Annotated in this window: 12 protein-coding genes; 5 read left to right on the forward strand and 7 right to left on the reverse strand. The window is 71.7% G+C overall.

Translation table 11 applies throughout. The features are described 5' to 3' along the window. Positions 1–20: 20 nt before the first annotated feature. The 5 genes from ACIBK8_RS27765 to ACIBK8_RS27785 are packed head-to-tail and all read right to left on the reverse strand — an operon-like array spanning position 21 to position 5,453. Positions 21–1,046 carry a transporter substrate-binding domain-containing protein gene (locus tag ACIBK8_RS27765; protein ID WP_399044589.1) on the reverse strand — a complete coding sequence of 342 codons (1,026 nt, stop codon included), beginning with the start codon at positions 1,044–1,046 and terminating at the stop codon, positions 21–23. A gap of 1 nt (position 1,047) precedes the next feature. Then, positions 1,048–1,815, reverse strand: a complete 768-nt coding sequence (locus ACIBK8_RS27770; protein ID WP_399044590.1) for an amino acid ABC transporter ATP-binding protein — start codon at positions 1,813–1,815, stop codon at positions 1,048–1,050. Beyond that, positions 1,812–2,711, reverse strand: a complete 900-nt coding sequence (locus tag ACIBK8_RS27775; protein ID WP_399044591.1) for an amino acid ABC transporter permease — start codon at positions 2,709–2,711, stop codon at positions 1,812–1,814. The genes ACIBK8_RS27770 and ACIBK8_RS27775 overlap by 4 nt, the downstream gene beginning before the upstream one ends. Beyond that, on the reverse strand, positions 2,695–4,584 hold the full coding sequence (locus tag ACIBK8_RS27780) for an FAD/NAD(P)-binding protein (protein WP_399044592.1): 1,890 nt from the start codon (positions 4,582–4,584) through the stop codon (positions 2,695–2,697). Before ACIBK8_RS27780 ends, ACIBK8_RS27775 begins: the two co-directional genes overlap by 17 nt. Further along, positions 4,581–5,453 carry an amino acid ABC transporter permease gene (locus ACIBK8_RS27785; protein WP_399044593.1) on the reverse strand — a complete coding sequence of 291 codons (873 nt, stop codon included), beginning with the start codon at positions 5,451–5,453 and terminating at the stop codon, positions 4,581–4,583. Before ACIBK8_RS27785 ends, ACIBK8_RS27780 begins: the two co-directional genes overlap by 4 nt. Positions 5,454–5,914: 461 nt before the next feature. Between ACIBK8_RS27785 and ACIBK8_RS27790 the strand changes: the two genes are divergently transcribed. The 4 genes from ACIBK8_RS27790 to ACIBK8_RS27805 all read left to right on the forward strand — a co-directional run bounded on the left by ACIBK8_RS27790 (position 5,915) and on the right by ACIBK8_RS27805 (position 9,299). Beyond that, positions 5,915–6,994 carry an LLM class flavin-dependent oxidoreductase gene (locus ACIBK8_RS27790; RefSeq protein ID WP_399044594.1) on the forward strand — a complete coding sequence of 360 codons (1,080 nt, stop codon included), beginning with the start codon at positions 5,915–5,917 and terminating at the stop codon, positions 6,992–6,994. Then, positions 6,991–7,500: a GNAT family N-acetyltransferase gene (locus tag ACIBK8_RS27795; protein ID WP_399044595.1), complete on the forward strand. Its 510-nt coding sequence runs from the start codon at positions 6,991–6,993 to the stop codon at positions 7,498–7,500. The genes ACIBK8_RS27790 and ACIBK8_RS27795 overlap by 4 nt, the downstream gene beginning before the upstream one ends. Further along, positions 7,497–8,456, forward strand: coding sequence for an ABC transporter substrate-binding protein (locus tag ACIBK8_RS27800; RefSeq protein WP_399044596.1), 960 nt, complete (start codon positions 7,497–7,499; stop codon positions 8,454–8,456). The genes ACIBK8_RS27795 and ACIBK8_RS27800 overlap by 4 nt, the downstream gene beginning before the upstream one ends. A 390-nt stretch (positions 8,457–8,846) precedes the next feature. Next, on the forward strand, positions 8,847–9,299 hold the full coding sequence (locus ACIBK8_RS27805; protein WP_393686393.1) for a cell division protein SepF: 453 nt from the start codon (positions 8,847–8,849) through the stop codon (positions 9,297–9,299). Between the two features lie 46 nt (positions 9,300–9,345). On the opposite strand, the gene ACIBK8_RS27810 is transcribed toward ACIBK8_RS27805, so the two are convergent. Both ACIBK8_RS27810 and ACIBK8_RS27815 read right to left on the reverse strand, forming a co-directional pair. Then, on the reverse strand, positions 9,346–10,542 hold the full coding sequence (locus tag ACIBK8_RS27810; RefSeq protein ID WP_399044597.1) for an acyl-CoA dehydrogenase family protein: 1,197 nt from the start codon (positions 10,540–10,542) through the stop codon (positions 9,346–9,348). A gap of 119 nt (positions 10,543–10,661) precedes the next feature. Continuing rightward, entirely contained in the window at positions 10,662–12,284 is a 1,623-nt protein-coding gene (locus ACIBK8_RS27815; RefSeq protein ID WP_399044598.1) for an MFS transporter, read from the reverse strand. A 213-nt stretch (positions 12,285–12,497) separates the two neighbouring features. Here ACIBK8_RS27815 and ACIBK8_RS27820 point away from each other — a divergent pair, with 213 nt between their 5' ends. Next, positions 12,498–13,688 (forward strand): hypothetical protein, encoded by a 1,191-nt coding sequence (locus ACIBK8_RS27820; protein ID WP_399044599.1) that lies wholly within the window; start codon positions 12,498–12,500, stop codon positions 13,686–13,688. The last annotated feature ends 38 nt before the right edge of the window (positions 13,689–13,726 follow it).

The following is a 13,726-nucleotide window of genomic DNA, read 5'->3' on the forward strand; positions in this document are numbered from 1 at the left end:
GTGCCTTCCGTTGCGCCGGGTCAGTTCGCTGTCTTGGGCAGGCCGGGCGGGTTGACCTGCGAGGTGGTGAGGGCTTCGGCGGACAGTCCCCAGCGGTCGAGCACCTTCGCGTAGCTGCCGTCGGCGATGACCTTGCGCAGCGCGGCGGCGTACGCGGCGGCCAGGCCGCTGCCCTTCTTCGTGGTGGCGGCGATCTTGCCCTGGATGCGGTCGCCGCCCCCGGAGAAGTGCCCGACGCTCTCGGTCTGCCCGCTGGTTCTCACGTGGTAGGAGATCGTCGGGTTCGGCCCCAAGTACCCGTCGATACGGCCCGATTGGAGGGCCAGGTAGGTGTCGGAGTTCTTCTGGAAGTACTTGATGTCGACCGGTTTGCGACCCGCCTTCTCGTTCTGCTCGCTCCAGCCGACGAGGATCTTCTCCTGGTTGGTGCCGGAGCTGACCGCGATGGTTTTGCCCGCGACGTCCTCGGGCCCGCGGACCTTCCAGCCGCTGCCCTTCCTCGCCTCCATGGCCAGCTCGTCGAGCCGGTAGGTGGCGAAGTCGTACTTCTGCTTGCGGTCCTCGGTGACGGTGACGTTGGAGAAGACGGCGTCGAGCTTGCCGCTGTCCAGGCCGACGAAGAGGTTCTCCCAGGACAGCGGGTCGAACTGCGGCTTCAGGCCGAGGGTGTCGGCGACCAGCGTGGACAGGTCCTCCTCGACGCCGATCAGGGTCCGGTCGTCGGATGCGTAGAAGCTCAGCGGCGGGACGCTCCCGGCCTCCACCCCGATGCGCAGCGCACCGGTGCTGCGGACGCGCTGCGGCACCAGCGCGGCGGCGGACGCGTCCTTCTTCCCGCGGATGCGGTGCTGGTCGGGGCCGATGTTGAGGGACGAGCCCTTCGCTCCGGCCGGTACCGCGTCGTCGTCCGACGCCCGGCCGTCCCCGCAGCCGGTGAGCAGAACGGAGCCCGCGGCGAGCGCGGCGACGGCGGACAGGGTGCGGCGGCGGATCACGGGGCTGCTCCTCAAAAGGGGTGTCCTGGCGGTTCTTCGGGGGGTCCGCATGTCACAGGACCTTGGAGAGGAAGGACGTGGTGCGCGCGTGGCGCGGGCGGTCGAGGACATCGGCGGGTGGGCCCTGCTCGACGATCCGGCCGTCGTCCATGAAGACGACGGTGTCGGCGACCTCACGGGCGAAGCCGATCTCGTGCGTGACGACGATCATCGTGGTGCCCTGGTCGGCCAGGTCCTTGATGACGTCGAGCACTTCGCCCACCAGTTCCGGGTCCAGGGCGGAGGTCGGTTCGTCGAAGAGCAGCAGCTTGGGTTCCAGCGCGAGCGCGCGGGCGATGGCGACCCGCTGCTGCTGCCCGCCGGAGAGCTGCCGGGGATAGGCGTCGGCCTTGTCGGCCAGGCCCACCCGCTCAAGGAGCGCGCGGGCCGTCGCGGTGACGTCCTTCTTGGGGCGGCGCAGCGCCGATACGGGGGCCTCGGTGATGTTGTCCAGGACCGTCAGGTGGGGGAAGAGGTTGAAGTTCTGGAAGACGAAGCCGATGTGGGTGCGCTGCTTGAGGATCTCGCGCTCGCGCAGCTCGTACAGCTTGTCGCCGGAGCGCCGGTAGCCGACCAGCGTGCCGTCCACGCTCACCGATCCGCTGTCGACCTTCTCCAGGTGGTTGATGGTGCGCAGCAGCGTCGACTTGCCCGAACCGGACGGGCCGAGCACGACGGTGACTTCGCCGGCCTTCACCTCCAGGTCGATGCCGCGCAGCACTTCCAGCGATCCGAAGCTCTTGTGGACGGCCTTGATATCGACCATGGCAGGGGCGCTCATCGGGTCATGCCTTTCGCGAAGTGACGTTCCACGTAGTGCTGGAGGACGGAGAGCGCGCTGGTCAGGAGGATGTACCAGGCGGTGGCCACCATCAGCAGGGGGACGACCCTGCCGTTCCGTCCGTAGATGACCTGGACTTGGTAGAAGAGTTCGCCGATCGCCATGACCGAGACGATCGAGGTGCCCTTGAAGAGGGAGATGACCTCGTTGGCGGCGTTCGGCAGGATCGAGCGCATCGCCTGCGGCAGCACGATGCGGCGCAGCTGCCGCAGCCGGGGGATGCCCAGCGCGGCTGCCGCTTCCAACTGGCCGCCGTCCACGGCCAGTACGCCGCCGCGCACGATCTCCGCGGCGTAGGCGGCCTGGTGCAGCGCGAGGCCGAGCACCGCCGCGCCCAGCGCGCCGACCAGGCCCATCGTCTCGAAGGAGAAGATGCCGGGCCCGAACGGGATGCCGAAGTCGAGCCGCTTGTAGAGGTAGGCGAGGTTGAACCAGAACAGCAGCTGGACGATGAGCGGGATGGAGCGGAACGCCCAGATGTAGCCGAGCGCGACCCAGCGCAGGAAGGGGCTGGCCGACAGGCGCATGAAGGCCAGCACGATGCCGAGTGCGAAGCCGAGCGCGGTGCCGTAGACGGTCAGCTGGAGGGTGACGCCGACCGCCTTGAGCACCGTCTGCGCGGTGAAGAACTGGGCGAACACCTCCCATTCCCAGGCCGGGTTGGTGATCAGTCCGTGCGCGAACTGGGCGATGAGCACGGCGGTGACCGCGATGGCGACCCAGCGCCAGGGATGCCGTACGGGCACGACCTTCAGCGCCACCGGATCGCCTGCCCCCGGTGGCCCGGCCCGCTCGGTCGCGGTCTTCTCGGCGGGCGGTTCAGTGGTCAGCGGCATGGGAGTCCTCGGATGTGGGTGCGGTGCGGGCGGCGACGGCGTGCGGCCGGCCGGCCCGCTGCGCCAGGAAGGTGAGCAGCGCCCGCGCGCTCGCGTCGTTCTGCCGGAAGGAGGGCGCGTTGGTGCGGGGCCGGGTGAAGGCGCCGCTGGAGCGGGCGTCGGTGTGCGGGCCGAGGGCGAAGCGGCGCGGGTGCGGGCGGCCGGCCCGGTCCAGGATCCGGCCGTCCGCGGGGTGCACGGACAGCAGCCCGGCGGGGGTGGCCGCCGCGCCGTCGGTGTGCAGCGCGCGCAGCAGCCGGTCACGGGACGCCGTCACCGTCGGCTCCGGCAGCCGCGCGTCGACCAGCGCGCGGGCCTCGGTCCGCGCGCCCGGCACGCTCGCCGAGCCGGCCGTGAACCGTCCGGTCCGCTCGTCGGCGGTGACGGTGGCGTCCGCACCGATGAAGCGCACCACGCCGGCCCGGGAGAGGGCGAGCAGCCGGTGCAGCCGGGGTCCTGGCGGGCCCGACGCGAGGAAGCTGAAGAATCCGTGCCACCACGGGCCGCGGTCGCCCAGCCGCACCAGCTGGCCGTAGACGGACAGCAGGCCGAGGAAGACCGCCAGGTCGGGGCTGTGTTCCGGGTCGTGGCGGCGGGCCAGGTCGGCTTCGATGTGGCCGCGCAGGGTGTCCTGGAGCGCGTCGGTGTCCCGGACGCGCAGGCCGGCCAGCGGGTGGTCGAGCGCGTCCAGGTCGAGCCGGTCGGCGGGGTCGGGGACCGCGGCTGCGGCCAGTTCCCCGAGCGCCGGGCTGCCGGGTTCCGCGGCGGCGTAGCGCCGTTCGAACTCCGGCCAGGTGGTCAGGGTGCGTTCCGGGTGGGCGGCGAACAGCCGGTGGTAGTGGGCGAAGCCCAGCTCCTTGTCGATCAGCGGCCACACGTCGCGCCGGAAGTCGAAGCCGTCGGGGCGGGCGAGCAGCGCGTCGATCTGGGCGGGCCCGAGGAACCGCGGCAGCGGCGGACGCGGCCCCTCCCACTCGTAGCCGATCTTGGAGTGGTAGGGCACCCCGCGCCGCGAGCCGACGTGCAGGACGGGCTCGCGTCCCGAGGGGCGGTAGGTCAGCCTGCCGTCGACCTCCGTGCGGTACGTGCCGCCGCGGCCCTCGGTGAGCAGCACCATCAGGTCGATGAAGGCCAGGCCGAAGCCCCGTACGAGCACCGGCTCGCCGGGCCGCAGGGCGCTCAGGTCGCTGTCGGCGGTGAAGTCGGGCGGCAGGTAGGTGAGCCCGTTGCGTGCCGCGAAGCGCGCCAACTCCCGTTGTTCGGATGGCGGTTGGGCGTCGAGATGGCCCAGGGTGAGGACGACGAGGTCGGCGGTCAGCGGCGCGGGGCTGCCATCGAGCCAGACCTGCTGCCTGCCCTCGCGCGGGCCCGCGACCCGTACCGCGCGGCGGCGGTGCTCGTGGACGGCGATCCGCGGCGGCAGCGCGGCCACCGCCTGCTCGTACACCCAGCTCAGGTAGGCGCTCTGGATCCGGCGGCCGGGGAAGTCGCGCGGCCCGAGAGCGGCGACGGCGGCGGCGAGCGCGGCGTCGACGGGTATCTCCCCCGCGCGCACCCCGGCGGCCCACTCGGCGAGCGAGGGCCCGGGACGTACCGGACCCGCCATCTCGACGGTCTCGTCGGTGAACATCGTGACGTCCTCGGCGAGCGAGTTCATCCACAGCAGCGGGGACTGGTCCCGGCGCCAGATACGGCCGCCGCCCGGCGGGTACGGGTCGACCAGGTGCAGGTCGAGGGGGGCGTCGCCGTACAGCTCGGGGGCGTTGGCGGCGATCCGCTCGATGATGCCGGTGGCCCGCGGCCCGGCCCCCACGATCACCACGGACGGCTTCACCTGGCACCCGCCGTCCCGCGGGCGTAGTGCCGCTCGACGAAGTGCTGGCCGATGCCGAGCACCGAGGTGACCGCGATGTACCAGAGGGTGGCGACCAGCAGCATCGGGATGACCTGATAGGTGCGGTGATAGATCAACTGGACCGCGTAGAGCAGGTCGTTGACCGCGATCACGCTGACGATGGAGGTGCCCTTGAGGGTGCCGATCAGCATGTTGCCGGCCGGCGGCACGATCGCCCGCATCGCCTGCGGCAGCACGATCCGGCGCAGCCGCCGCCAGGGCCCGAGGCCGAGCGACTGGGCGGCCTCCAGCTGGCCCTTCTCGACGGACAGGATGCCGGCCCGCACGACCTCGGCCGCGTAGGCGGCCTCGTGCAGGGTCAGGCCGATGACGGCGATGGTGACAGGTCCGAGCAGCTGGACGGTCTTGACGCCGAGGATCGTCGGGTACAGCGCGCCGATGTTGAACCAGAACAGCAGCTGCACCAGGATCGGCATCGACCGGAAGAGCCATACGTAGCCCGAACTGACGCCGCGCAGCACGGGGTTGGCGGAGAGCCGCATGACGGCGAGCAGGGTGCCGATGGCGAAGCCGAGCACCATGACGACGCCGGTCAGCCAGAGGGTCAGGCCCAGGCCGCGCAGCACGGCGTCGGTCAGGAAGTAGTCGGCGACCACGTCCCACTGGAAGGCGTCGTTGCGCACGACGGAGCGGACGGCCAGGGCCAGCAGCAGGAGGACGACGGTGGCCGCCGCCCACTGGCCGACGGGGCGCCGCGGCACGATGCGCGGGACGGGATCCGTGGAACGCGGGCCGCCGGGCGGGGCCGCGGCGGATGCGGCAAGGGTGTCGAGAGTGCCGGAAGACATGCGAAGGCTCCGTGGATTCGTGATCGAACACGGGAGATGAGCGCCTTCACACAGGCAGAACGGTCGCGCCCCTCAGCACGGCCGTCCCAAGAGGCTATGAGGTGAACAGCCCTCACTGTCAAGGGTGTCCACGTTGTTGTCCATATTGTGAGCGGTGGATCACTTCCCTGTTGACGCGGAAACGGATGCCTGTTCCACTTAGCGGCATGAATGCATGGCAGCGGCTGGTCACCCGTGACCACATCGACTTCGGTCGCGTGTGGTCGTCCTCCTGTTGAGCTGACGCCCTGCCCTGAAGCCCGCTGCCGTATCCGGCCGGGCCGATCCGCGGTTCTCCTCTCCCGTCACCGCGCGCCTTCACACCCGCGCCGCCCCGCGGCGCACTCCCCTCGCCTTCCCCTTTTCGTCCCCCCTGTTCCTTCGGCATGCTCGAAGAAGGGCGCGGTATGCGCTTCGGCGTCATGACTCTGATCGACCACACCCCGGACGCGCTGTCCGGGCACCTTGTCTCCCCCTCCGAAAGGTTCCACGAGGTCATCGAACTCGCGGTACTGGCCGAGGAGTTGGGCTTTGACGCGTTCGGCGTCGGGGAGCGGCACGGACCGCCGTTCCTGTCCAGCTCCCCGCCCGCCGTCCTGGGCGCCATCGCCGCCCGCACCCGCCGCATCCGGCTCTTCACCACCGTCACGGTGCTCTCCACCCTCGATCCGGTGCGGGTCGCCGAGGACTACGCGACCGTGGACCAGCTCTCCGGCGGCCGTCTGGAGCTGACCATCGGCAAGGGCAACGCCCCCGAACCGTGGGCCCTGTTCGGCCGCGATCCGGACGACCAGTACGCGCTCCAGGAGGAGAACTACGAGCTGCTGCGCCGGCTGTGGAGCGAGGAGAAGGTCTCCTGGTCAGGCCGCTTCCGCCCACCGCTCGACGCGGTCACCACACTCCCCCGTCCCCATCAGCGTCCGCCCGCCGTCTGGCACGGCAGCGCCACCAGCGAACGCTCGGTGGAACTCGCCGCGCTCTGGGGCGATCCGCTGTTCGCCGCCAACGCCATCCAGCCGGTGGCCAATTACGCCCGGCTGATCGACCACTACCGCGCCCGCTGGGCGGCCTACGGACACGATCCGTCGACGGCGCTGGTCGGCTCGGGCGGCACCCTCTACGCCGCGGCCGACGACCGCACCGCCCGCCGGGAGTTCGGCCCCTACTACGAAACGGCCGTCGCGGGACGTGACGTCCCCGGCAACAACACCCCGTTCCGCACGGTGGACGACGCCGCCGACCACGGCCCCGCGTTCATCGGCTCACCCGACCGGATCGCCGACAAGATCCGCAGGCAGCACGACGCCTACGGCCACGCGCTGCAGTTCTTCTCCGTCGAGGTCGCCGGGCTGCCGTTCGCCCGCAAGGCCGAGGTCCTGCGACTGACCGCCGCCGAAGTGCTGCCCGCGCTGCGCCACGAGCTGCCGGACACACTGGCCTGGCCGGATCCGTCCGGGGCCGCTTCCGGCGCCCCGGCCCGCCCCGCCAAGGTGGCCGGATGACCACCACGCCCCGCCCGCTGCGGGCCGACCGGACGGCCGTGCGCCACGTCGCCCCCACCGACCCGCTCGCCCGGCCGCTGCTCGACGAACTCACCCACGAATACAGCACCCGCTACAACCACCCCTTCGACCTGAGCCAGGAGTACCCGGCAGAGGAGTTCACCCCGCCGCACGGAGGGGCCTTCCTGCTGCTCGTGGAGGACGGCGCGCCGGTCGCCGGCGGCGCCTTCCGCCGCTACGACAGCGGCACCGCCGAACTCAAGCGCATCTGGACGCACTCGGCGCACCGCCGCCGCGGCCTGGCCCGGCGGGTGCTCGACGTCCTGGAACGGGAGGCGGCGGCGCGCGGCTACACCCGCATCTACCTGACGACGGGCCCGCGCCAGCCGGAGGCCAGGGACCTCTACCTCGCCACCGGATACCGCCCGCTGTTCGACGTCACCGCACCCCCGGAATCGATCGGCCCGCTGCCGTTCGAGAAACACCTGGAGACCGCGCACCCATGACCACCACCTCCCGCCGACGGCCGCGCACCGTGACCCTGCGGGCCGCGGCCCTGCTCGCCGCCTTCGCCCTCCCGCTCACCGCCTGCGGGACGGGCGGCCCGGCGGCCGGCGCGCAGGACCCGGCCCCCGCCGCCGCGAAGATCCCCACCACCGACGTCGTCTCCGGCATCCCGAAGGACCCGTCGGCCGCGAAGCTGCTGCCCGCTGCCGTCCGGTCGCGCGGCACCCTCGCGCTGGCCAGCAGCGTCGGCGCCCCGCCCGGCGCCACCTACCTCCCGGACGGCCGGACGGTGGCCGGCCAGGACATCGACTTCGCCGACGCGGTCGCCAAGGTCCTGGGCGTCAAGCTCACCCGCGAGGTGGCCGGCTTCGAGGCGATCCTGCCGGCCCTCGACAGCGGCAAGTACGACCTGGGCACCGGCAACTTCGGCGTCACCGACGAACGCCGCAAGGCCATCGACTTCGTCACGTACATCAACGACGGCCAGGGCTTCGCGGTCCGCGACGGCAGCCCGCTGAAGAAGGTCACCTCGCTGCGGCAGCTGTGCGGCCTGACGGTGGCCACCGGCGCGGGCACCACCTTCGAGGCGACCCTGGAGGACCACCGCAAGGACTGCACCGCCGCCGGGAAGAAGCCCTACGACGTCAAGACCTACGCCGAACAGGGCGCGCTGTGGATCTCCCTCCAACAGGGCCGCTCGGACGTGGTGATGAGCACCATCAACGGCCTGCGCTACGCCGTACGCCAGCAGCCCGGACTGCGCTTCCTCAACGAATTCCAGCGCCTCGACGTCGGCTTCGCCTTCAAGAAGGGCAGCCCCCTGACCGCCGCCGTGCAGGCGGCCGTCAACCGGCTGAAGAAGGACGGGAGGTACGACCGGATCCTGAAGAAGTGGGGCACCTCCCCGTCGGCCATCAAGACCTCGCAGATCAGCCCGCCGGAACTCGGCCGCTGACACCACGGGGCACGGCCGGCCGCCACCACCGTCCGTGCCCCCGCCGTCCGCACCGCACCGTTACGTCCGCATCCGGCACCGTGCGACCGATGCCCCCGGCACCCGATGCTTCGGACATATACCCAGGTCTCCCCACGGAACCGACCCGCCGGTCACCCGGCAGTTCCGTCCGGACCGCGTATCGACAGCACCCGCCGCCCGCCTCTATCGTGACGTCCGTCACGCCGTCAGTTCCCTGTGCACCCCCGGGACCTGACGAGACGCCACCCTCTCTGCACCAGATGTGTCACGAACCCCCCGTGCGGCGGCTATCCACTTGGCACTCCCTCCGCATCATGGACGACCATAGAGAGGCGGACATACAGACACCGCGGGTGAGAGGAGGCGTCCATGGGATCGGTGCGCAAGGCGAGTGCCTGGCTTGGCCTCGTCGACGACAACGATGACGAGCGTTACTACGACGACGACTACGCCGAGGGGGCCGAGCCCGGCAACCCGGCGAGCGGCTCCTGGGTGACCGACCCACGGCTCCGGGTGGCCGAGAGCAGCAGCGCTCAGGACCAGGGCACCCGCATCGCCACGGTCACCCCGGACGGGTTCGCGGACGCCCGCGGCATCGGCGAACTGTTCCGGGAGGGCATCCCGGTGATCGTCAACCTGACGGCCATGGAGTCGGCCGACGCCAAGCGCGTGGTGGACTTCGCCGCCGGGATCGCCTTCGGGCTGCGCGGCTCGATCGAGCGGGTCGCGACCCGGGTCTTCCTGCTCACCCCCGCCGACTACAAGGTCGTCAGCGGCGAGAAGGAAGGCCATCGCAATGGCGGCTTCTTCAACCAGAGCTGAGAACGGGCGGTAGGGGCGGCGGCTCGCCACCGCCCCTCCCCTCGGCTCAGCGGAAGGCGTCGAGACCGGTGAGCGCCTTCCCCAGCACCAACTGGTGCATTTCGACGGTGCCTTCGTAGGTGAGCACCGATTCAAGGTTGGTCGCGTGCCGCATGACGGGGTACTCCAGGGAGATCCCGTTGGCGCCCAGGATGGTCCGGGCGGTGCGGCAGATCTCCATCGCCTCACGGACGTTGTTCAGCTTGCCGAAGCTGACCTGCTCGGGCCGCAGCCGCCCCGCGTCCATCCGCACACCCAGGTGGTGGGCGAGCAGCATCCCCTTGTGCAACTCGACGGCCATGTCCGCGAGCTTGGCCTGGGTGAGCTGGAAGCCGCCGATGGGCTTGCCGAACTGCTCCCGCGTCGTCGCGTACTCCAGCGCCGCGTCGAAGCAGGCACGGGCGGCGCCCAGCGAACCCCAGACGATGCCGTAGCGGGCGTGGCTCAGACAGCCGAGCGGACCCCGCAGCCCCGTGACGCCGGGCAGCACGGCATCGGCGGGCAGCCGCACCTCGTCCATGACCAGCTCGCTGGTCACCGAGGCGCGCAGCGACCACTTGTGCTTGATCTCGGGGGCCGAGAACCCCGGGGAATCGGTGGGCACGACGAAACCGCGGATGCCGTCGTCGGTGGCGGCCCAGACCACCGCGACCCCGGCCACCGAACCGTTGGTGATCCACATCTTGCGACCGCTGAGCACCCAGTCGCCGCCGTCCCGCTTCGCGTACGTGCGCATCCCGGCCGGGTCGGAGCCGTGGTCCGGCTCGGTGAGGCCGAAGCAGCCGATGACCTCGCCGGACGCCATCCGCGGCAGCCACTGCTGCTTCTGCTCGTCGGAGCCGTAGCGGTGGATCGCGTACATGGCGAGCGAGCCCTGCACGGAGACCAGCGAGCGGATGCCGGAGTCGGCCGCCTCCAGCTCCAGGCAGGCGAGACCGTACTGGACGGCGGATGCGCCGGCGCAGCCGTAGCCGGTCAGCGACATGCCCAGGGCGCCGAGTGAGCCGAGTTCCCTGGCGAGTTCGCGGATGCCGGGGAGTTCGCCGCGCTCGTACCAGTCGGCGATGTCCGGCAGGATCCGGTCGGCGGCCCAGCGCCTGACGGTGCCGCGTACGGCGCGGTCCTCGTCGGTGAGCAGGTCGTCGATGCCCAGCGGGTCGGCGGGGTCGAACGGCGGGAGCGTCGATGACGGCTTTGCGGACATGACGGGGCCTCCGGGAGGATCGGCACGCGCGAAAACTAGCACTGGTAGTTATTGCTCGCACCGACGGTACGGCCCGCCGCACCGCGCGGGCAAGAGCCGCCGCGCCGCCGCAGCTCGCGTCAGCCGCCGGCCCTCGCCGCCGCGGGTTCGCTGTCACAGCCGGCGGCGTTGTCGCCCTCCGCACGCTCCACCGACTCCGCGGCCCGGCGCGGCAGCCGCAGCGCGATGGCCGCGCCGACCAGCAGCAGCACGGCACTGGCGACGAGGGTGATGTGCAGGCCGCGGACGAAGGCGTCGCGCGCCGTCTCCCGCAGCACCGCACGCGCCGGACCGCCGAGCCCCGCCGCCACCTTGTACGCCTCGCCCAACGAGTGCGAGGCCGCAGCCGCCGCCCGCGCGGGCACGCCGTCGACATGGCCGAGGCCCGGGGCGTAGGCGGCGTTCATGACGCTGCCGAGCAGGGCCACCCCGATGCCGGCGCCGAGCTGGTAGGAGGTCTCCCCGATCGCCGCCGCGCCGCCCGCCTGCTCCGGCGGCGCCTCGCTGAGCATGGACTCGTACGCGCCGAACAGCGTGCTCTGGAAGCCGAAACCGAGCAGCACGAAGCCGAGGGAGAGCAGCCAGAAACGGTCCTGCGCGTTCATCGCCGTCAGGCACAGCACCGCGCCCGCGGTGAGGACGAAGCCGCAGGAAACCATCACGCGCGGGCCGACGGCCTGGAGCATCCGCGAGCCGGTGAGCCCCGCCGCCATCGCGGCGAAGACCAACGGCAGCATCCGCAGGCCGGTCTGCAGGGGCGTCAGCCCGAGGACGAGCTGGAGGTACTGGACCGCTATCAGCTGAAGGCCCACCAACGCGAGCATGGCCAGCACGATGCAGCCGACGGAGGTGCCGAACGCGGGCCTGGCGAACAGCCGCACGTCGATCAGCGGATGCTCCCGCCTGCGCTGCCTGCGGACGAACAGGACCAGCAGCAGGGCGCCCAGGACGATCGGCCCGAGCGTGGTCGGGCCGAGCACGACCGCACCGCTGCCGATGCGCTTGACGCCGAGGACGACACCCAGCACACCGAGTGCCGCGATGACCGCGCCGACCACGTCCCACGGTCCGTTGCGCTCGCCGCGCGACTCGGGCAGCATCCAGCGCCCGATCAGCAGCATCACCAGCATCATCGGGATGTTGATGAGGAAGACCGAGCCCCACCAGAAGTTCTCGACGAGGAAGCCGCCGAGCACCGGCCCGACGGCGGCGCCGACCGCGGCCACCGCGCTCCAGACGCCGATCGCCACCGCCCGCTCCCGCCGGTCGGGGAAGACCTGACGGAGGATCGACAGCGTGGCCGGCATGATCATGGCGCCGCCGATACCGAGCAGCGCACGCGCCGTCATCAGGATCTGCGGGTTCGGCGCGAGGGCGGCGGCGGCCGATGCGAGGCCGAACAGGCCGTAGCCGAGCAGGAGAATGCGCCGGCGTCCCACCCGGTCGCCGAGGGTGCCGAACAGGATCAGCAACGACGCCGCAATGAGCGGGTAGACGTCGACGATCCACAGCAGTTCCACCGGCCCGGGACGCAGGTCCTCGGTGACCGAAGGCACCGCCACGTAAAGGATCGTGGTGTCCAGCGCGACGAACAACAGGCTGACGCAGAGCACGATCAGCACGGTCCACCGGTTCGCGCCGCCCCCTGAGATCCGGGGAACACCAGCCGTCCGTCCCGTGCCGGACGGGGTCGTCCCGGTCATGCACGCACCTCCTGTCATGCTCTCGCGACCGCGGATCAGGGCGCGAAAAAGCCCCGGGGAAACCGGCGGCACGGGCGAGTTGAGACGTCAGACTACGCGAGTCGCGCAGGGGGACGTGTGGCTCACCTCTCGATGAGACGCGCATCGCAGCGGTAGGAGTTGCCTCCCACCGCGACGGCACGGCCCTCTCCCGTCACCTGGATAATCGTCCCGATGAACGACCTCGCCTCCACCGCCGCCCCCGGCCGGACGCTGTGCCGCCCCGCCACCCGGGCCGCCCTGCGCCGCGCCCTGCCGGCGGTGGCGGCGTTCGCGGCCATCCGCCTGCTGGGCGTCGCGGTGCTCGCCGTGTGGTCCGCCGCCGCGGGCAACAACTGGCACACCCTGCTGACCGCCCGCTGGGATTCGCTCTGGTACACCCGCGTCGCCGAGCTGGGCTACGGCTACACCGTCGAACCGGTGCCCGGCCTGATCCACTCCAACCTCGCGTTCTTCCCGCTGCTGCCCTGGCTGGAGCGGGGCCTGTCGGCGCTCCTCCCCCTGTCCGCCGCCGACGCCGGGATGGCCGTCGCCTGGCTGTCCTCGCTCGCCGCCGCCTGGGCGCTGTACGCGATCGGCGAGCGGCTGCACGGGCCGCGGGCCGGCATCGCGCTGGCCACCCTGTGGGCCGCACTCCCGATCGGCATCGTGCAGTCGATGGCGTACTCGGAGTCCCTGTTCACCGCGCTGGCCGCCTGGAGCCTGTACGCCGTGCTGACCGGGCGCTGGATGGGGGCCGGGGTGCTGGCCTCACTGGCCGGGCTGACCCGCCCGGTGGGCGCCGCGGTGGTCGCCGCCGTGTGGATCGCCGCGGCGGTCACCGTGTGGAACGACCGGGCGGGCGGCGCGAGCCTGCGGTCGAGCCTGGCCAGGCACCGCGGAATGGTGACGGGTGTACTGCTGGCGCCGCTCGGCTGGTGCGGCTTCTTCGTGTGGGTGGGCGCCCGGCAGGGCAGCTTCACCGGCTACCTCGACGTCCAGGGCGGCTGGGGCAACGGCTTCGACGGCGGCATCGCGTTCGCCACCTACCTCTGGGGCCTCCTGTCGGGCCCCGGTTTCGCCACCGGGCTCGGGCTGCTGGTCGCCGTCGTGCTGGTGATCTGGCTGTACCTCCACGGCGCACGGCGGGGGCAGCCGCTGCCGCTGCTGGTCTACGGCGGTCTCGTGCTGTTCCTCGCGCTGACCGCCAAGGGCTTCTTCGGGTCGAAGCCGCGGCTGATCCTCCCGGCGTTCCCGCTGCTGCTGCCGCTCGCCGCCGGCCTGGCACGGTGGCGACCGCTGCGCGCCGGGCTGCTGGTCGGGGCGGTGGCGGCGGCGTCGGCGGCGTACGGCGCGTTCTGGCTGAACGGTTCGGGCCCTCCGTGACCGCAAGATCTCTCTCTGTGACCGCAGTTGCCGGGAAA

This window comes from Streptomyces sp. NPDC050161 (assembly GCF_044460025.1).
Taxonomy (GTDB): Bacteria; Actinomycetota; Actinomycetes; order Streptomycetales; family Streptomycetaceae; genus Streptomyces.